The organism is Rathayibacter sp. VKM Ac-2804 (assembly GCF_009866655.1).
Classification (GTDB): domain Bacteria; phylum Actinomycetota; class Actinomycetes; order Actinomycetales; family Microbacteriaceae; genus Rathayibacter.
Map to the genome: position 1 here is coordinate 1,491,314 of NZ_CP047420.1, position 18,057 is coordinate 1,509,370.

The following is an 18,057-nucleotide window of genomic DNA, read 5'->3' on the forward strand; positions in this document are numbered from 1 at the left end:
CCGCAGCGCACTCCCGCGGTGCGGCCGGTGCCGCGGGACTGGCTCTGGCGGCCGCCGCCGTCGTGCTGCCCCAGCTCCTGCCGTCGCCGCTCGCGAGCCGCGCCGCCGACGGCGTCGTCGTCACCCCGGTGGCGGCCGACAGCGCGCTGGTCTGCGCCGGCAGCCTGATCGACGCGAGCGACCCCGAGGAGCTCCGCGCCCTCGCCGACTCCGGCACCTCGCTCTGGCCCCGGGACGCGACGGGCGACCAGTCGGTCCTCGACGAGGCCGACGTGGCGGCCCCGGGGACCGGGATCACCCGCCTCGACGTCCCCGCGGAGTCCGACCCGACACCGGGCGGCGTGACGACGCAGTCGATCGCGACCGAGCAGCTGTCCGGGCTCTCCGCGCTCGGCTGCGCGGAGCCGTCGGCCGACAGCTGGCTCGTCGCCGGGTCGACCGACGTCGGCCGCACCTCGGTGCTCGTCCTCGCCAACCCGAGCGAGGTGGCCGCCACCGTCGACCTCTCGCTCTACGGCGAGAACGGCGTCGTCCCGGCGACCGGCGCCACCGGCATCGTCGTCCCCGCGGGCACCGTCCGCGCCCTCCCGCTCGCCGGGCTCGCCCCCGACGTCGTCCAGCCCGTCGTCCGGATGACCGCGCGCGGCGGCGAGATCGCGGCGAGCCTGCAGAGCAGCGCCATCTCCGGGCTCACCCCGCAGGGCGTCGAGACCACCGGACCCGCGGCCGCCCCGTCGACGCTCACCGTGATCTCCGGCTTCACCGTCGCGTCGCCTCCGGCGGACACCGCCGGCGACGACGGCACCGGCGGCGAGGGCACCCCTGTCCTGCGGATCCTCGCGCCCGGCGAGGCGGACAGCACCGTCTCGATCGAGGTCGCCAACGAGGACCCGAGCGGCATCGGCACCTCGACCCAGGTCGTCGTCCCCGCCGGCCGCGTCGGCGAGGTCCCGCTCTCCGGCCTCGCGGACGGCTCCTACCGGGTCACGCTCACCTCGGACCAGCCCGTCGTCGCAGCGGGCCGCACGACGTCGACCGGCCCCGCCGGGACCGACTTCGCCTGGTTCGTCTCGGGGACCGCCACCGAGGTGCCGTTCGGGGTCGGCAACACCGGCGAGGCCGGGGCCGTCCTGCACCTGGCCAACGGCAGCGACACCTCGGCGTCGGTGCAGCTCGAGTCGGAGGCGGGCAGCCGCACCCTCGACATCGGTCCGTTCGCGTCGGTGTCGGCCGAGCTGGGCGTCGACGCCGTGGTCGTCACGAGCGACCAGCCCGTGCAGGCGTCCGTCTCGATCGCGAACGAGGGTCGGATCGCGGGCTACGCGATCGTGCCGCCCGGGCCGCTGTCCTCGCCGGTCACCGTCTACTCGCACTGAGCGGCTCGCCCACGGCCCGCCGTGCGGGGCGGGTCAGTGGTGCCGGAACCGGTCCGGGGAGATGTCCCACGGGTCGCGGCCGAGCAGCTCGGCGACGGCGCGGAAGACGTAGCTCTCGATCATCATCCGCTGGTGCCACTCGTCGCGGCGGTGCAGCTTCGCCAGCCGCTCGATGGGGACGCGGTAGAGCGTGATGCGCCGGGCCGCGTGATCCACGCGCCAGCGGGCGATCCCCGTGCCCTGCAGCCGCGCCGGATCGACGTCCGGCGTGGAGGCGAGGTCGACGCGGATGCCGGCCAGCTCGTCCGGCCAGGCGCCGCGGAGGTAGTCGAAGGCCGAGCCGATCGTGGTCTCGAAGAAGTCCGCCCGGGTCTGCAGCGGCGGCAGGTGCGGACCGGTGACCGCTCCGCGGATGCCGCGGCCGTGCCGGTCGCGCGAGCCGCCGCGCACCGAGCTCGACTGACGAGCGGTGGAACGGCGTGCGCGGGGCATTGGACCAGCTTATTGCCCCGGAGCCTGTTGCTACTGTGGCGCGATGGACCGACGGCAGTGCTCGCGCACCGGGTGCAGCCTCCCCGCGGTCGTGACGCTGACCTACGACTACCGCGACTCGCTCGTCGCCGTCGGGCCGCTCAGTCCGCAGCCCGATCCGCACGGCTACGACCTGTGCGCCGAGCACGACCGGCGGCTGCTGGTGCCCCGGGGCTGGGAGACGGTCCGCTACCTCGAGCCGCCGCTGTCCTGAGCGGGCCGAGCGGGCTGAGCCCGCCGCGCCTCCTCGCGCACGGGGAAGCCTCGCGGCGCGTCCGCGAGCACCGGCGCGAGCCTGGTGATGTGCCGGTCGACGAGCTGCAGCGCGCGCTCCTCGCGCCGCCGGCGGAGTGCCGCGACGGCGAGCAGGAAGTCCTCGGCGGGGGCGGTCGGCAGCGGCGAGACGAACGGCGCGGCCTCCTGCGCGCGAGCGCGGCGGCGAGCTGCGACCGCGAGGGCTCGGTCATCCCGGAGCGCTGGCGGAGGAACTGCGCGAGGCGCCGCGCGAGGGCGTCCGGCAGGCGCGCCGCGTCCGCGGTCGCAGCCCAGCCCGCGAGCGGTGCGGGGACCTCGACGACCAGCGGAGGAGCGGCGGGCACGCGCTCGAGCCGGCTGTGGGTGCCGGCGAGCACGTCGCCGAGGCGGCGGGAGCGGCTCGACAGCAGACCGACCACCGCGGCGAGCCCGCCCGCCGTCATCACGATCTCGAGCACCCCGGTCAGCCCGCGGACGAGCGCGTGCCGGAAGCCGATCGACCCGCCGTCGTCGCGGACCACGCGGGCGCCGACGGCGAGCTTGCCGAGCGAGCGCCCGCGCGTGGCGGTCTCGACGGCGACGGGGACGAGCACGATCGAGACGACGAGGGCGGCGATCGCGACGGCGGCCGTGGCGGCGGGGTCGAGCCCGCCGTCGCCCGCGAGGACGGCGACGAGGTAGAAGAGGCCGAAGGCGAGCAGGACCTCGGCGGCGAGGTCGATGATCGCGCCGGCGGCCCGCAGGACGAAGGAGGTGACGGGGATCTCGAGGGCGATCGCCTCGCCGGTCACGAGGCCGGCGCTGTCGAAGGCGGCGTCGTCGCGGTCGTCGGACATGCAGCAGCTCCCTCGATCGTCGGCCCCGGCTATCATCTCAGCAGATGGACATCGACGCTCTCTCGGCCGCGCGCAGCGCCCAGTGGACCCGCCTCGACGAGCTCGCCCGGAAGCGCCGGCTGACCGGCGGCGAGGCCGACGAGCTCGTCGAGCGCTACCAGGCCGCCTCCGCCGACCTCGCCGCGATCTCCTCCACCGCGGGCTCGACCGCCGTCGGCACCCGCCTCGCCGTCTCGCTCTCGCGGGCGCGGGGCAGGCTCACCGGCACGCGGGAGGAGCCGCTCGCGGCCGTCGCCCGCTTCGCGGTCGTCTCGCTCCCCGCCGCCCTGTACCGGATCCGCTGGCTGACCCTGGCCGTCGCACTCGCCACCGTGCTGGTCGCCGGCCTCTACGCGGTGTGGATCCTCGGCGATCCGCGCCTGCTGGCCGCGCTGGGCGACGACGAGCAGCTGCGCCGCTTCGCCCAGGAGGACTTCGTCGACTACTACTCGGAGAACCCGGCGGCGTCCTTCGCCGGCCAGGTCTGGACGAACAACGCCTGGATCGCGGCGCAGTGCGTCGCCTTCGGCATCGTCGGCGTCTACGTGCCGTACATCCTGCTGCAGAACGCGCAGAACCTCGGCACCTCGGTCGCGGTGATGTTCCACGTCGGCGAGGGCGACACGTTCTTCCTCTACATCCTCCCGCACGGCCTGCTCGAGCTGACCGCGGTGTTCGTCGCGGCGGCGGCCGGTCTGCGGATCTTCTGGGCGTGGATCGCGCCGGGTCCGCGCACCCGCGGGCAGGCGCTCGCGGAGGACGCGCGGAGTCTGTTCACCGTCGCGATCGGGCTGGTCTTCGTCCTGCTCGTCTCGGGCGTGATCGAGGGCTTCGTGACGCCGGCGCCGTGGCCGTGGTGGCTGAAGATCGGCATCGGCGCGCTCGCGCTGGGCGGCTTCCTCGCCTACGTCCTGGTGCTCGGCCGCCGGGCCGTTCAGGCGGGCGAGACGGGCGACCTCGGCCGCTTCGACGCTGGCTCGCGCAGCATCAGCGAGGCCTGAGCGCGAGGGATCCGGGTCGATGCGCCGACGTCAGAGCCGGCCGGCCGCCTTCAGCGCGAGGTAGCGGTCGGCCAGGGCGGGCGGCAGCTTCTCGGGCGAGGCGAGCACCACGTCGCCGCCGAGCCGTCGCACGGCGGCCGCGAGCCGGTCCGCGTCGGCGAGCGCGCGCTCCGCGGCGGCGGCCGCGTAGACCGCGCCGCGGTCGCGGCGATCGGCGGCCATCCGCGCCAGCTCCGGGTCGAGCGCGCAGGCGACGACCACGGTGTGCCGCCGGGTGAGCTGGGGCAGGACGGCGAGCAGGCTCTCCGCCGCTCCCACGGAGTCGAGCGCGGTGAGCAGCACGACGAGCGAGCGCTGCGACACCAGCGTGCGGACCTGGCCCGGCACGGCCGACCAGTCGGTCTCGATCAGCTGCGGCTGCACGGGGGCGAGCGCGTCGACGACGCGGCTCAGCACCTCGGTGCCGGTCGCGCCGTGCACGCGCGCGCGCCGGGCGCGGTCGAAGGCCAGGACGTCCACGCGGTCACCGGCGGAGGCGGCCAGCGCGGACAGCAGCAGGGACGCCTCGATCGCCGTGTCCAGGCGCGGCTCGTCGTCGATCCGGGCGGCGGAGGTGCGGCCGGTGTCGAGCACGACCACCACTCGCCGGTCGCGCTCGGGGCGCCAGGTGCGGACGACGGGCTCGCGGCGCCGGGCGGTGGCGCGCCAGTCCAGCGAGCGGACGTCGTCGCCGCGGACGTACTCGCGCAGGCTGTCGAACTCGGTGCCCTGGCCGCGGATCATCACGCTGGTCCGCCCCTCCAGCTCGCGGAGCCGGGCGAGTCGGGAGGGCAGGTGCCGACGGGAGCGGAACGGCGGCAGCACCCGCACGACCGCGGGCGCGGCGATCGTCGCCTGCCTGCCGGCCAGCCCGAGGATCCCGTTCGAGCGGATCGTCGCGTGCAGCGCCCGGCGCTCGCCGCGGCGGCGCGGCTCGAGCACGGTGCGGACCGCTCGCCGCTCACCGGGGGGCAGCCGCAGCAGGGAGCGGGTCGAGACAGCACCGGCGGACGGCTCCCAGGCGTCGCGGACGACGCCGGTGATCCGGCGCCGCCCTGTGTTCGTGATCAGGAGGGTCGCCTCGGCGCGCTCACCGAGGCGCACCCGGTCGGGCGTCCGCCGCTCGAGCACGACGGCACGGGCGGAGCCGGCCACGGCCAGATCGATGCCGACCAGGACGAGCCAGACCAGCAGCCAGAGCCCGAGCACGGCGAAGGCGACCCCGGCCCGGCGCCCCAGCAGGACGACCGGCACGAGGCCGACGAGGAGGACGAGGACGGAGCGCCCGGTGAGATGCACGGCTCAGACCGGGACGCGGACCTGCTGCAGGATGCCGCCGAGGACGGCCTCCGTGCGCACGCCCTCGAGCTCCGCCTCGGGCTGGAGCTGCATCCGGTGCCGCAGCACGGGCAGCACCATCGCCTGCACGTGGTCGGGAGTGATCGAGCCGTAGCCGTTCAGCCAGGCCCAGGCGCGGCTCGCGGCGAGCAGCGCCGTCGATCCGCGCGGGCTGACACCGAGCTTCACGCTCGGGCTCTCGCGGGTCGCGCGGGCGACGTCGACGATGTAGCCGAGCACGTCCGGGCCCGCCCCGACCCGGCGGACGGAGGCCTGCGCCGCACGCAGCCGACCGGCGTCGAGCACGGGATGCACGCCGGCGGCGGCGAGGTCGCGCGGGTCGAAGCCCGCCGCGTGGCGCGCGAGCACCTCCACCTCGACGTCGCGCGGCGGCACGTCGAGCACCAGCTTGAGCAGGAAGCGGTCGAGCTGCGCCTCGGGGAGCAGATAGGTGCCCTCGTACTCGACCGGGTTCTGCGTCGCAGCGACCAGGAACGGGTCGGGGAGGCGCAGCGTCCGGCCGTCGACGCTCACCTGGCGCTCCTCCATCGCCTCGAGCAGCGCGGCCTGCGTCTTCGGCGGGGTGCGGTTGATCTCGTCCGCGAGCAGCAGGTTGGTGAAGACCGGTCCCTCGCGGAAGGCGAAGCCCGAGGTGGAGGCGTCGTAGACGAGGGAGCCGGTGATGTCGCCGGGCATCAGGTCGGGGGTGAACTGCACGCGCCGGGTGTCGAGGCCGAGCGAGACCGAGAGGGCGCGCACGAGCAGGGTCTTGGCGACGCCGGGGACGCCCTCGAGCAGGACGTGACCGCCGGCCAGCAGGGCGATCAGCAGCCCGGAGACGGCGCCGTCCTGCCCGACGACGGCGCGGCCGACCTCGGTGCGCACGCGGTCGAGCTCGCGGCGGAGCTCGTCGTCCGCGATCGGAGGGAGGGAGGAGTCGCTCATCGGAGGGGGCCTTCCGGTCGTTCGTGGTCGGGTCGTTCGGCGTCGGGTCGTTCGGTGTCAGGACGTTCGGCGTCGGATCGTGCGGGGTCGAGGCGGGGCGCGCGGGCGGCCCGGAGCGCGCGCTCGAAGCGCAGGAGCTCGTCCGAGGCGGCGACGAGGGCCGCGTCGTCGGCCGGCTCGTCGTCGACGAGGAGCCGGCGCAGGGCGCGCGGGTCGCGCTCGAGGAGCGCGGCGGCGCCCGCGACGACCTCGTCCACTCCGCTCGACGGAGCGAGGCCGAGCACCGCGGCGGCGCGGTGCAGCGTGCCGATGCGCAGCGCGTCGAGCGCGCGCACGCGGGTGGCGCCGGGCGTAGAGGCGGGCGCGCCGCGCGCCGTCTCGCTCGCGTGCACGACGACGGGCAGCGGCTCGACGGCGAGCGGCCCGAAGCGCCGGCCGCGCCAGACGGCGGAGGCGACGAAGACGCCCACGAGCAGCAGCAGCGCCGGCGTGACCCAGCCCGGGGCGAGATCGGCCGGGTCGACGGTCGCGGTCGCCGCGTCGGCCGCGCCGGCGCGGTACCAGACGAGGCGGTCCTCGGCGCCGAGGAGGCCGAGGGCGAGGGCGGCGCGCCCCTCCTCGGCGATCGCGCCGTTGCGCAGGAGGTCCGCGTCGCCGACGGCGACCACGTCCGGACCTGCGGCGGGGGAGTCGGCGACGAGCGCGAAGGCGTCGTCACCGGACGGGAAGCAGCCCACCGCCCCGCCCTCGAGGACGCGGAAGGTGCTGCCGCCCGCGGGGATCCCGCCGGCGCGCTCCGCGGCGGGCAGCGCGCAGGAGGCGGCGAGCACGCCGTCGTCCTGCGGAGCGCCGGCGAAGGCGACCCCGGGCAGGAGCGCCTCGAGCGCCGCGCCGGTCGGCTCGACGAGGACGACGGTGTCGGCCTCGTCCGCGAGCCGGGCGTACTGCTCCTCGTCCAGGGCGGACCCCGGGTCGTCGATCAGGAGGGTGCTGCCCGGGCCGAGCGCGCGGAGGGCCTCGTCGAGCCCGTCGGCGCGCACGACGTCGATCCCCTCGCCGCGCAGGACCTGGGCGAGGGCGCGGCCGCCGTCCGGTGCCGCACTGTCGACGTCGAGGTCGTCCGCGGGCACGGGCGAGCCGGTCGCCACGGTGAGCAGCACCGTGCCGACGGCGACGATCAGCGCGAGGAGCGCCCAGACGCGGCCCCGGCGCAGCAGGGCGCCGAGGGTGGGGGACGAGACGGTGTCGACGGGCCCGCCGGAGCCGGTCGGCGCGGTCATCGGAGCACCTCGAGCGGGACCGCCGCGGCCGAGAGCGCGCGGTCGAGCTCGGCGACGCGCTCGTACTCGGCGGGTCCGCTGGGCAGGCCCAGGTAGCGGACCCGGTCGAAGTCGTCGGCCGAGCGCCGCAGCGCGTCGGCCGAGGCGGGGAAGGCGGAGGCCGCCCGGCGGGAGAAGCCGTGCGCGGTCGTCCCGGGCGAGACGGTCAGGATCGTGCGCTCGTCGAGGGCGCGCACCAGGGCTCGGAACCGCTCCACCAGCGCCTCGTCCCAGGCGCCGCGCGCGGCCGCCGCCTCGGCGAGGGCGCGGAGGTCCGCGGCCGAGCGGCCGTCGTCGTCGGCCAGGACCGCTCCGGCCCCGCGACTGCGCTGCCGCAGTCGCGGGCGTCCCGCGAGGACGAGGGCCACCACGACGAGCGCCCCGAGGACGAGCACGCCGATCACCGCCGCGAGCGGCACGCCGACCCCGTCGCCCGGCAGGGTGAGCGAGGTGAACCAGTCGCGCACCGCCTGCACCAGGCGGTCGAACCAGCTCGGCTCGGCGGCGCGGTAGCGCGGATCGGCGAGCTCCTCGAGGAGCAGGCGCCGGGCCTCCTCGGCGTCGGGGTCGAGCGGAGCCGCAGCGAGGGCGAGTCGGATCACGGCGCGGTCCGCTGCGGCGCGGGGAAGGGATCGGGGGAGTCGCGCCCGGCGGCGCGCTCCTCGACGTGGCGCAGCAGCACGAGGTCGAACCCCTCGCGGCGGATCCGCCGGTCGAGGTAGACCAGCCCGGTGACGGCCGACTGCAGCACCGTGCCCACGGCGCCCACGACGAGGCCGACGGCGACCGAGAGGAGGGCGACCACGACCGAGGCGACGATCTGGGCGTTCGGATCGGTCGGCGCGACCAGGGCCCCGCCGATCGGGATCAGCAGGCTGAACGGCGTCGAGACGACCTGGCCGGCCGCCTGGATGATGACCACCATCAGCGCGAGCGCGCCGAACGTCCGCCAGAACCCGCCGGTGACGAGGCGCCACGAGCGCGCCACGGCCCGGCGCAGCGGCAGCCGCTCGAGCACCACCAGGCTCGGCACCAGCGCGAGCTTCGTCGCGAGCCACACGCCGACGGCGGTCGCGGCGAGACCGGCGAGCACGAGCACGATGATCCCGCCGATCACCGCGCTCGTCCCCGCGTCCTGCGCGCCGAGGAGGAAGAGCGGGACCGAGAGCCCCGCCGCGGCGACGACCAGCACCAGCACGCCGACGCCCTGGAGCACCGTCCAGCCCACCAGCGCCCAGAAGCGCCCGCGGAGCCGGCCGAGCAGCGCACGGAGCGTCGGCCGCTCGCCGAGGACGGCGCGCGACACCTCCAGCACGACGACGCCCTGCACGAGCGCGCCGGTGGCGAGGGTCACGGCGAGCGGGATCAGCGCGGCGAGCACGACGATCGCGAGCGATCCCGCGCCGACGGCGTCGCGGTCGGCGACCTCGGCCTGGGCGACCCGGCCGACGGCGAGCAGGGCGATCACGCCGTAGAGCACCAGCGCGACCAGCGACCCGACGCCCTGCACGAGCAGCGCGACGCCGAGCGTGGTGCGCGGGCTCCGGCGGAGCACGGCGAACGGCGCGCCGAGCAGGGTGCCGAAGCCGAGCGGCCGCAGCGGGACGAGCCCCGGCTTGGGCGGGGGAGTCCAGCCCTGCGGAGCCCGCGGTCCGGCGGGCCCCGCGAGCGGCTGCCAGGAGACGGGTGCGACCGGAGCCTCGGGAGGGACCGGGGAGACGGGCGCGATCGGCGCGGCGGGCGGCCGCACGTCGGCGCCCTCCGGAGCCCCGGCGGGCGGTGGCCACTGAGCTGCGTCGGTCATCCCTCCCATGCTGTCACAGCCCCGCCCGGGCACGACCGTCCCGGCGCGGCGCTGCTCCCACCCGCGTCGGTTAGCCTGAGCCCCATGAGCGCGCGAATCCTGGTGGTCGACGACGATGCGGCCCTGGCCGAGATGATCGGCATCGTCCTGCGCGCGGAGGACTGGGACGTCTCCTTCTGCGCCGACGGCACGGGGGCCCTCGAGGCCTTCCGCCGAGCCCGGCCGGACCTGGTCCTGCTCGACCTGATGCTGCCCGGCATCGACGGCATCGAGGTCTGCCGCCGGATCCGCGCCGAGTCCGGCGTCCCGATCATCATGCTGACCGCCAAGTCCGACACCTCCGACGTCGTGCAGGGCCTCGAGTCCGGCGCGGACGACTACATGGTCAAGCCGTTCGACCCGAAGGAGCTCGTCGCGCGGATCAAGACGCGCCTGCGCCCCTCCCAGGTCGCCGCCAACGCCGTGCTGCAGGTCGGCGATCTCAGCCTCGACGTGGCCGGGCACGAGGTCCGCCGCGGCGAGACCCGCATCGGCCTGACGCCGCTCGAGTTCGACCTCCTCCTGGCGCTCGCCTCGAAGCCGCAGCAGGTCTTCACCCGCGAGATGCTGCTCGAGCAGGTCTGGGGCTACCACTACAAGGCCGACACCCGGCTCGTGAACGTCCATGTGCAGCGACTGCGCGCGAAGGTCGAGAAGGACCCGGACGACCCGCGGATCGTGATGACCGTGCGCGGCGTCGGCTACCGCGCCGGCTCCGTGCTCTCGAGCTGACGTGAGCCTCGCCCGCCGCTTCCGGATGCCGTCGGTCCGGCGCTGGCCGCGGAGGGTGCTCCGCGCCTGGCGGAGCTCGCTGCAGTTCCGCGCCGTCGCCATCACCGTGCTGCTCAGCGGCATCGCGATCGGCTCGACGGGCGCGTACCTCTCCTACAGCATCAGCGACAACCTCTTCCAGTCGCGGCTGAACCAGGTCACCGGGGACACCTCCCGGGCGACCCGCGCCGCGCAGGGCTACCTCGACGCGGCGACCGTCTCGACGCGCCAGGACATGGAGGAGGTGATGAACTCGGTGCGCACCGCGGTGCGCGACGCCTCCTCCTCCGCGCTCATCGCCGTGGTGCGCGCCCCCGACCAGGAGCCGTCCTCGCTCGCCCCGCAGGACAGCTACAACCGCGAGCTGCAGAACGGCGTGATCAGCGACGACCTCCGCGAGCGCGTGCAGGCCGGTGCGGACGGGCAGTACTGGCAGTCGGTGACCCTCGGCGCCTCCGGGCAGCAGCTCCCCGGCATCGTCGTCGGCTCGACGATCGAGCTGCCCAGCTCCGCCGGGCGCTACGAGCTCTACATCGGCTACTCCCTCGCCGACGCGGAGCGGACCCTGCAGTTCGTGCAGCAGGTGCTCAACATCGCCGGCATCCTGCTGATCCTCCTGATCGGCGCGGTCAGCTGGGTGGTGGTGCGGATCGTGGTCGCCCCCGTGCGGGTGGCGGCCGAGACCAGCCAGCGCCTCGCCGCCGGCGACTTCGACGTGCGCATCCCGGAGAGGGGACAGGACGTGATCGCGACCCTCGCCCGCTCGTTCAACGGCATGGCCGACAGCCTCCAGGAGCAGATCAGCGAGCTCGCGACGCTCAGCCGGGTGCAGCAGCGCTTCGTCTCGGACGTCTCGCACGAGCTGCGCACCCCGCTGACCACGATGAAGCTCGCCGGCGACGTGCTCTACGACCAGCGCGAGGGCTTCCCGCCGGTCGCCGAGCGGACCGTCGAGCTGCTGCACGGCCAGATCGGCCGCTTCGAGAGCCTCCTCGCCGATCTGCTCGAGATCTCCCGCCACGACGCCGGCTCGGCCGAGCTCGAGCTCGAGCCGGTCAACCTGGTGCGGCTCGCGAGCGAGGAGATGGACGGCATGCGCGGGATCGCCGAGGCGAACGGCTCGCAGCTCACGCTCTCCGCCCCCGGCGGCTACTTCGACGCCGAGATGGACGCCCGCCGGATCCGCCGCATCGTGCGGAACCTGCTCGGCAACGCGATCGAGCACGGCGACGGCCGCGAGATCGTGGTGACCGTCGACAGCAACGCGACGGCGGTGGCGCTCGCCGTCCGCGACTACGGTCACGGGATGAGCTCCGAGGAGGTGGTCCGCGTGTTCGACCGGTTCTGGCGCGCGGACCCGTCGCGCCGCCGCACCCTCGGCGGCACCGGCCTCGGCCTCTCGATCGCGCAGGAGGACACGGCGCTGCACCACGGCTGGCTGCAGGTCTGGTCGATGCCCGGTCGCGGCGCCTGCTTCCGGCTCACCGTCCCGCGCCGCCGCGGTGAGCGGATCGACGCCTCGCCGCTCCCGCTGCCGCCCGTCGACGCCGGCGAGCAGGAGTTCACCGGCCCGATCGTCCTGCCGCCGCTGCCGCCGCTGCCGGTCGACGGCGTCCCCGAGCACGGGGTCGTCCAGTGAGGCGCGTGCGGTCCGCCGCGGCGGCGGTCCTGCTGCTGGCCGCCCTGGTCGGCTGCGCGGGCATCCCGCGCGGCGGCGACGTCGGCGTGGGTCAGCCCGACACCGCGCCGCAGGACCTGCAGTACGACTTCCTCCCCTCCGGCCCCGCCGAGGGCGCCGACCAGTTCGAGATCCTCACCGGCTTCATCGACGCCGCGTCGAGCCCGCAGAACAACTACAAGATCGCCCGCGAGTTCCTCTCCACCGGAGCCGACTGGACGCCGAGCGAGCACGTCACCGTCGACGAGGGCCAGCGCTCCTCGACCCAGCCGGGCGCCTCGACGCTCTCGCTCACGATCACGCCGGTGGCGGAGGTGGACGCGACCGGCGTCTACTCCGAGGTCGCCGCCGCCGCCGCGCTCGAGCTCGACTACGGCTTCGTCCAGGAGAACGGCGAGTGGCGGATCAGCGCGCCGCCCAGCGGCGTCGTCATCGACCGGACCACCTTCCAGCAGGTGTTCTCCACCTACGCCCTCTACTTCTTCGACCCCAGCTACAGCTACCTGGTGCCGGACCTGCGCTGGTTCGCCTCGCGCGCGGACAGCTCGACCAGCACCACGATCGTCACCGAGCTGCTGCGCGGGCCGACCCCGTGGCTCCGCGACTCGTCCGCCGTCGTCTCGGCCTTCCCGACCGGGACGGCGCTCGCCGCGGAGACGGTGCCGGTCGAGGCGCAGCGCGCCGTGGTCGATCTCAACTCGGCGGCGCTCGAGGCCGACGAGCGGCAGTGGCGCCGGATGGCGCTCCAGCTCGGCCGCAGCCTCGCCAACGTCTCCAATGTCACCGGAGTCTCGCTCTCGGTGCAGCAGAACCCGATCGAGATCCCGACCGAGGTCACGGGACTGCCGACCTCGCCGCGGGTGGACACCCGGCCGCTGGTGCTCACGGACGGCGAGTTCGGCTTCCTCGGCTCCTCCGGGCTCGCCGAGACCGCGGTCTCCGACCGGATCGCCGCGCTCGGGCCCCGCGCCGCAGTGCTGGGGGAGCAGCGGGGCGCCGACTCCAGCGCATCCGCGGCCGTCCTCACGGGGGCCGGGGTCTCGCTGGTGACCCCCGGGGTCGACGACGTGCTGCTCGACGCCCGGAGCGGCCTCGCCGCCCCCGGGATGGACCCCTTCGGCTACGTCTGGTCGGTGCCCACCGCCGCGCCGAACCAGCTCGTCGCCTACTCGTCCGACGGCTCCCGGTCGCTGCAGGTCGCCACCGCCTGGCCCGAGATCGAGTCGATCGCCTCGTTCGCGCTCTCGCGGGACGGCACGCGGATGCTCGCCCTCGCGCAGGACGGGCAGCAGGCGACGGTGCTCGTCGCCGGCGTCACCCGCTCGGCCAACGGCGATCCGATCGCGATCGGCGAGCCGGTCGTGCTCCGGTCGACGCTCGGCACGGCGGTCGCCGCCGCGTGGACCGACGAGCTCGACGTGGTCTCGGTCGTGCGCGGCTCCACGGGCGAGGACACCGTGACGACGAACCAGCTCGGCGGGGCGGACACCCCGCTCGGCACGACGACCGGCACCGTCCAGATCGCGGCCGGCAACGCCTCGACCCAGATCCGGATCCTCGCGGAGGGCGGCGAGCTGCGCCAGCAGCGCGGCTCGGCCTGGCAGACGGTCGCGACGGGCATCGGTCTTCTCGCGACGCAGACCGGCATGGGGTCCTGACACCGGGCACACTCGCCCGATGCTCCGCGATCACCTCCTCGACGCCCTCGCCGTGCTGCTGCCGGTGGACTGCCCCGCCTGCGGGCTGCCGGCGACGCGGGTGCCGTGCGCGGACTGCGCCTCGGCGCTCGCGGGGGAGGCGCGACCGCACCTGCGCCGGCTGGGCCCGGACGACGACCCGCTCGAGGTGCTCGTCGGCGCGGAGTACTCCGGCACGGTGCGCCGCCTCGTCCTCGCGCTCAAGGCGGAGGGACGGGTCGCCGCGGCGCGACCGCTGGGCGCGCTGCTGCGGCCCGTCGTCCTGGGGGCGCTCGACGGCGCTCCGGCGCTGCTGGTCGCACCGCCCCGATCGCGCCTGCGGCACCTGCGGCGCGGCTTCGACCCCGTCGACCTGCTGGTGCGCTCGGCCGGCGGGCGCCTCGCCCGGCCGCTCGCGCGGACGCGGCTCGCCCTCGACCAGGTCGGCCTCGCCCGGGCCGAGCGGCGCGCGAACCTCGACGGCGCGTTCCGCGCCAGGCGTCCGCTCGGCGGTGAGCGGATCCTGCTGGTCGACGACGTGGTCACCTCGGGCGCCACGCTGCTCGAGCTGCGCCGTGCCGTCCGCGCGGGCGGAGGAGCGGTCGCCGGCGCCGTCGCTCTCGCGGGCACTCCCCGGCGGCGGAGCGCGACTTCCTGATGAACTCCCGATGACGATCCGGCGACAGCGGGTCTACGCTCGGGGGACGGCGTGAACGGTCCGCCCGGAGAAAGGCGGCACGCCGTACTCGACTGGGAGGTTGTCATGGACATCGACATCACAGGCCGCAACATGGGCATCACCGATCGCTTCCGCGCCTACGCGACGGAGAAGTCGGAGAAGATCGCCCACCTCGCCGACCGGGCGCTTGCGCTCGAGATCAAGGCGAGCCGTCACAGCGAGGGCAAGGGCGCCGCCGCCGGCGACCGGGTCGAGCTCACGCTGATCGGCAAGGGGCCCGTCGTGCGGGCCGAGGCGAGCGGAGCCGACAAGTACGCCGCCTTCGACGTGGCCCTCGGGCGCCTGCTCGAACGGGTGCGGCGGGCCAAGGACCGCAAGAAGGTGCACCGGGGCCAGCATCGGCCGACCTCGCTGCGCGACGCGGCGGCCGACGACTTCAGCGTCGTCGCGATCCAGCCGGCCGACGCCGAGGTGCTGGAGCGCCTGAGCACGGGCGTGATCCCCGTGCAGGAGGAGCCGGCGCCGGTCGACGCCGCCGTCGACGAGGACGACGTGGAGGAGCCGTACTGCCCCGTCGTCATCCGCACCAAGGTCTTCCCCTCCGTTTCGATGAGCGTCGACGACGCCGTCGACTACATGGAGCTGGTCGGCCACGACTTCTACCTCTTCATCGACGCCGACACCGACCGCCCGAGCGTCGTCTACCGCCGCAAGGGCTGGGACTACGGCGTGATCGGCCTGGGCGACGAGGCGGACGCGCAGCCGGAGGCCGCGGCGGTCTGACCGTGCCCTCCGCGTGACGGAGAGCCCCCGGCGGAGGATCGCCGGGGGTTCTTCACGCCCTGTCGGACCGCGCACAGCCCGCCCCGGCTAGTGTGGAGCAGTCCGCGCTGTGCCGTCGGGCACCTGTCTTCTACGTTTTGGAGTACCCCGTGGCCTCAGTTCTCGAAAAGGTCCTTCGCGTCGGGGAGGGCCGGGTCCTCCGCCGCCTCGAGAACTACGCGAAAGCCGTCAACGCCCTCGAAGAGGACTTCACGCACCTCAGCGACGAGGAGCTGAAGAACGAGACCGTCGAGCTGCGCGAGCGCTACTCGAACGGCGAGTCGCTCGACGACCTGCTGCCGGAGGCGTTCGCCGCCGTCCGCGAGGCGTCGCGCCGCACGCTCGGCCTCCGCCACTTCGACGTCCAGCTGATGGGCGGGGCAGCGCTGCACCTCGGCAACATCGCCGAGATGAAGACCGGCGAGGGCAAGACCCTCGTCGCGACCCTGCCGGCGTACCTCAACGCGATCGCGAGCCGCGGCGTGCACATCGTCACGGTCAACGACTTCCTCGCGAACTACCAGTCCGAGCTGATGGGCCGCGTGTTCCGCGCCCTGGGCATGACGACCGGCGTGATCCTCTCCGGCCAGACCCCCGAGCAGCGCCGCGAGCAGTACGCGGCCGACATCACCTACGGCACGAACAACGAGTTCGGCTTCGACTACCTCCGCGACAACATGGCCTGGCAGGCGCAGGACATGGTCCAGCGCGGCCACTTCTTCGCCGTGGTCGACGAGGTCGACTCGATCCTCATCGACGAGGCGCGCACCCCGCTGATCATCTCCGGCCCCGCCTCGGGCGAGGCCAACCGCTGGTTCGCCGAGTTCGCGGGCCTCGCCAAGCGCCTCGTCGAGGGCGAGGACTACGAGGTCGACGAGAAGAAGCGCACCGTAGGCGTCCTCGAGCCCGGCATCGAGAAGGTCGAGGACTATCTCGGCATCGACAACCTCTACGAGTCCGCGAACACCCCGCTGATCTCGTTCCTCAACAACTCGATCAAGGCCCGCGCCCTGTTCAAGAAGGACAAGGACTACGTCGTCCTCAACGGCGAGGTGATGATCGTCGACGAGCACACCGGCCGCATCCTCGCCGGCCGCCGCTACAACGAGGGCATCCACCAGGCGATCGAGGCGAAGGAGGGCGTGCAGGTCAAGGCCGAGAACCAGACCCTCGCCACCGTCACGCTGCAGAACTACTTCCGCCTCTACGGCAAGCTGTCCGGGATGACCGGAACGGCCGAGACCGAGGCCGCCGAGTTCATGTCGACCTACAAGCTCGGCGTGGTCTCCATCCCGACCAACCGCAGGATGCAGCGCATCGACAACGCCGACCTCGTCTACAAGAACGAGCAGGTCAAGTTCGAGCAGGTCGTCGAGGACATCGTCGAGCGCCACGCGGCGGGTCAGCCCGTGCTGGTCGGCACGACCAGCGTCGAGAAGAGCGAGTACCTCTCCCGCCTGCTCGCCAAGAAGGGCGTGCGGCACGAGGTGCTCAACGCCAAGAACCACGCCCGCGAGGCCGCGATCGTCGCGCAGGCCGGACGCCTCGGCGCCGTCACCGTCGCGACCAACATGGCCGGTCGCGGCACCGACATCATGCTCGGCGGCAACGCCGAGTTCCTCGCGGTCACCGAGATGTCGACCAAGGGCCTCAGCCCGGTCGACACCCCCGACGAGTACGAGGCGGCCTGGGACGACGTGTTCGCCGGCGTCAAGGCGAAGGTCGCGGAGGAGGCCGAGAAGGTGCAGTCCGCCGGCGGCCTCTACGTGCTCGGCACCGAGCGCCACGAGTCGCGCCGGATCGACAACCAGCTCCGCGGCCGCTCCGGCCGCCAGGGCGACCCGGGGGAGAGCCGCTTCTACCTCTCGCTCACCGACGACCTGATGCGCCTGTTCAACTCCGGTGCCGCGGAGGCCCTGATGGGCCGCGGCAACGTGCCGGACGACATGGCGATCGAGTCCAAGGTCGTCTCGCGCGCCATCCGCAGCGCGCAGTCGCAGGTCGAGGCGCGCAACGCCGAGATCCGCAAGAACGTGCTCAAGTACGACGACGTCCTCAACCGCCAGCGCGAGGCGATCTACTCCGACCGCCGTCACATCCTCGAGGGCGACGACCTGCACGAGCGGACCCAGAAGTTCCTCGTCGACGTGATCGACGAGATCCTCGAGGTGCACACCGGCGAGGGCAACGGCGACGACTGGGACTTCGACGCGCTCTGGACCGAGCTCAAGACGCTCTACCCGGTCAGCCTCTCGATCGACGAGGTGGTGCAGGAGGCCGGCAGCCGCGGCCGGATCAACAAGGAGTTCATGCGCCGCGAGATCCTCTCGGACGCGAAGCTCGCCTACCAGGGCCGTGAGGAGCAGCTCGGTGCGCCCGCCATGCGCGAGCTCGAGCGCCGGGTCGTGCTCTCGGTGATCGACCGCCGCTGGCGCGACCACCTCTACGAGATGGACTACCTCAAGGACGGCATCGGCCTGCGTGCGATGGCCCAGCGCGACCCGCTGGTCGAGTACCAGCGCGAGGGCTTCACGCTGTTCCAGCAGATGATGGGCCAGATCCGCGAGGAGACCGTCGGCTTCCTCTTCAACCTCGAGGTCGAGGTCACCCAGAAGCAGGGCGAGGTCGCCGGTGTCGCCGCGAAGGGCCTCGCCGAGCCGGTCGCCCCGGTCGAGAAGCTCAGCTACTCCGCGCCGAGCGACTCGGGCGGTGTCGAGGTCCGCGACCAGCGCGGCCGCGTGCAGCAGGCGGCGACGGCCAAGGCCAGCGCCGCGGCCGCCCGCGAGGCGCGCCCGGACGACGCCGAGGACGCCTCGACCACCGGCGCCTTCGGCCAGCAGACCGGCGGCTCGGACGAGACGCCGAACAACCGCCAGGAGCGTCGCGCGCAGACCAAGCGCCGCTGATCC

15 protein-coding genes and 1 pseudogene are annotated in these 18,057 nt (G+C 74.3%); 9 read left to right on the forward strand and 7 right to left on the reverse strand.

All coding sequences use genetic code 11. The annotated features are described in order from the left end of the window. Window positions 1-62: 62 nt before the first annotated feature. On the forward strand, window positions 63-1,376 hold the full coding sequence (locus GTU73_RS07005; protein ID WP_160088124.1) for a DUF5719 family protein: 1,314 nt from the start codon (window positions 63-65) through the stop codon (window positions 1,374-1,376). Window positions 1,377-1,409: 33 nt separating this feature from the next. Here GTU73_RS07005 and GTU73_RS07010 read toward each other — a convergent pair whose 3' ends face one another. Continuing rightward, window positions 1,410-1,868, reverse strand: coding sequence for a metallopeptidase family protein (locus GTU73_RS07010; RefSeq protein WP_160088126.1), 459 nt, complete (start codon window positions 1,866-1,868; stop codon window positions 1,410-1,412). Between the two features lie 43 nt (window positions 1,869-1,911). On the opposite strand from GTU73_RS07010, the gene GTU73_RS07015 reads away from it, so the two are divergent. After that, a complete protein-coding gene (locus GTU73_RS07015; protein ID WP_160088128.1) occupies window positions 1,912-2,121 on the forward strand; it encodes a DUF3499 family protein in 210 nt (69 codons plus the stop codon). A gap of 466 nt (window positions 2,122-2,587) precedes the next feature. On the opposite strand, the pseudogene GTU73_RS19560 reads toward GTU73_RS07015, so the two are convergent. Next, a pseudogene (locus GTU73_RS19560) lies at window positions 2,588-3,034 on the reverse strand (RDD family protein); the annotation flags it as partial. A gap of 8 nt (window positions 3,035-3,042) precedes the next feature. Between GTU73_RS19560 and GTU73_RS07025 the strand changes: the two are divergent. Continuing rightward, window positions 3,043-4,038 carry a stage II sporulation protein M gene (locus tag GTU73_RS07025; protein WP_160088130.1) on the forward strand — a complete coding sequence of 332 codons (996 nt, stop codon included), beginning with the start codon at window positions 3,043-3,045 and terminating at the stop codon, window positions 4,036-4,038. Between the two features lie 30 nt (window positions 4,039-4,068). Here GTU73_RS07025 and GTU73_RS07030 read toward each other — a convergent pair whose 3' ends face one another. The 5 genes from GTU73_RS07030 to GTU73_RS07050 are packed head-to-tail and all read right to left on the reverse strand — an operon-like array spanning window position 4,069 to window position 9,483. Next, complete coding sequence (locus GTU73_RS07030; protein ID WP_160088132.1) at window positions 4,069-5,376, reverse strand: DUF58 domain-containing protein; 1,308 nt, start codon at window positions 5,374-5,376, stop codon at window positions 4,069-4,071. 3 nt (window positions 5,377-5,379) lie between these two features. Next, window positions 5,380-6,360 (reverse strand): MoxR family ATPase, encoded by a 981-nt coding sequence (locus GTU73_RS07035; RefSeq protein ID WP_160088134.1) that lies wholly within the window; start codon window positions 6,358-6,360, stop codon window positions 5,380-5,382. After that, window positions 6,357-7,640, reverse strand: coding sequence for a DUF4350 domain-containing protein (locus GTU73_RS07040; protein ID WP_160088136.1), 1,284 nt, complete (start codon window positions 7,638-7,640; stop codon window positions 6,357-6,359). Before GTU73_RS07040 ends, GTU73_RS07035 begins: the two co-directional genes overlap by 4 nt. Then, entirely contained in the window at window positions 7,637-8,281 is a 645-nt protein-coding gene (locus tag GTU73_RS07045) for a DUF4129 domain-containing protein (RefSeq protein WP_160088139.1), read from the reverse strand. Before GTU73_RS07045 ends, GTU73_RS07040 begins: the two co-directional genes overlap by 4 nt. Further along, window positions 8,278-9,483, reverse strand: coding sequence for a hypothetical protein (locus GTU73_RS07050; RefSeq protein WP_160088141.1), 1,206 nt, complete (start codon window positions 9,481-9,483; stop codon window positions 8,278-8,280). The genes GTU73_RS07045 and GTU73_RS07050 overlap by 4 nt, the downstream gene beginning before the upstream one ends. Window positions 9,484-9,567: 84 nt before the next feature. Between GTU73_RS07050 and mtrA the strand changes: the two genes are divergently transcribed. The 6 genes from mtrA to secA all read left to right on the forward strand — a co-directional run bounded on the left by mtrA (window position 9,568) and on the right by secA (window position 18,054). Further along, entirely contained in the window at window positions 9,568-10,254 is a 687-nt protein-coding gene (gene mtrA, locus GTU73_RS07055) for an MtrAB system response regulator MtrA (RefSeq protein WP_160088143.1), read from the forward strand. Between the two features lies 1 nt (window position 10,255). Continuing rightward, window positions 10,256-11,932, forward strand: coding sequence for an MtrAB system histidine kinase MtrB (mtrB, locus tag GTU73_RS07060; protein WP_347877752.1), 1,677 nt, complete (start codon window positions 10,256-10,258; stop codon window positions 11,930-11,932). Between the two features lie 5 nt (window positions 11,933-11,937). Next, a complete protein-coding gene (locus tag GTU73_RS07065; RefSeq protein WP_160088145.1) occupies window positions 11,938-13,629 on the forward strand; it encodes a GerMN domain-containing protein in 1,692 nt (563 codons plus the stop codon). A 19-nt stretch (window positions 13,630-13,648) separates the two neighbouring features. Next, window positions 13,649-14,305, forward strand: coding sequence for a ComF family protein (locus GTU73_RS07070; protein ID WP_160088147.1), 657 nt, complete (start codon window positions 13,649-13,651; stop codon window positions 14,303-14,305). A gap of 105 nt (window positions 14,306-14,410) precedes the next feature. Next, window positions 14,411-15,109, forward strand: a complete 699-nt coding sequence (gene raiA, locus GTU73_RS07075) for a ribosome-associated translation inhibitor RaiA (protein WP_160088149.1) — start codon at window positions 14,411-14,413, stop codon at window positions 15,107-15,109. A 149-nt stretch (window positions 15,110-15,258) separates the two neighbouring features. Further along, a complete protein-coding gene (secA, locus tag GTU73_RS07080; RefSeq protein ID WP_160088151.1) occupies window positions 15,259-18,054 on the forward strand; it encodes a preprotein translocase subunit SecA in 2,796 nt (931 codons plus the stop codon). Window positions 18,055-18,057 lie beyond the last annotated feature (3 nt).

Bases quoted from the DNA above. Each gene is read 5' to 3' on its own strand.
- raiA (WP_160088149.1), top strand. From the start codon at position 14,411: ATGGACATCGACATCACAGGCCGCAACATGGGCATCACCGATCGCTTC.
- mtrA (WP_160088143.1), top strand. From the start codon at position 9,568: ATGAGCGCGCGAATCCTGGTGGTCGACGACGATGCGGCCCTGGCCGAG.
- GTU73_RS07040 (WP_160088136.1), bottom strand. From the start codon at position 7,640: ATGACCGCGCCGACCGGCTCCGGCGGGCCCGTCGACACCGTCTCGTCC.
- GTU73_RS07070 (WP_160088147.1), top strand. From the start codon at position 13,649: ATGCTCCGCGATCACCTCCTCGACGCCCTCGCCGTGCTGCTGCCGGTG.
- GTU73_RS07035 (WP_160088134.1), bottom strand. From the start codon at position 6,360: ATGAGCGACTCCTCCCTCCCTCCGATCGCGGACGACGAGCTCCGCCGC.
- GTU73_RS07025 (WP_160088130.1), top strand. From the start codon at position 3,043: ATGGACATCGACGCTCTCTCGGCCGCGCGCAGCGCCCAGTGGACCCGC.
- GTU73_RS07015 (WP_160088128.1), top strand. From the start codon at position 1,912: ATGGACCGACGGCAGTGCTCGCGCACCGGGTGCAGCCTCCCCGCGGTC.
- GTU73_RS07010 (WP_160088126.1), bottom strand. From the start codon at position 1,868: ATGCCCCGCGCACGCCGTTCCACCGCTCGTCAGTCGAGCTCGGTGCGC.
- GTU73_RS07050 (WP_160088141.1), bottom strand. From the start codon at position 9,483: ATGACCGACGCAGCTCAGTGGCCACCGCCCGCCGGGGCTCCGGAGGGC.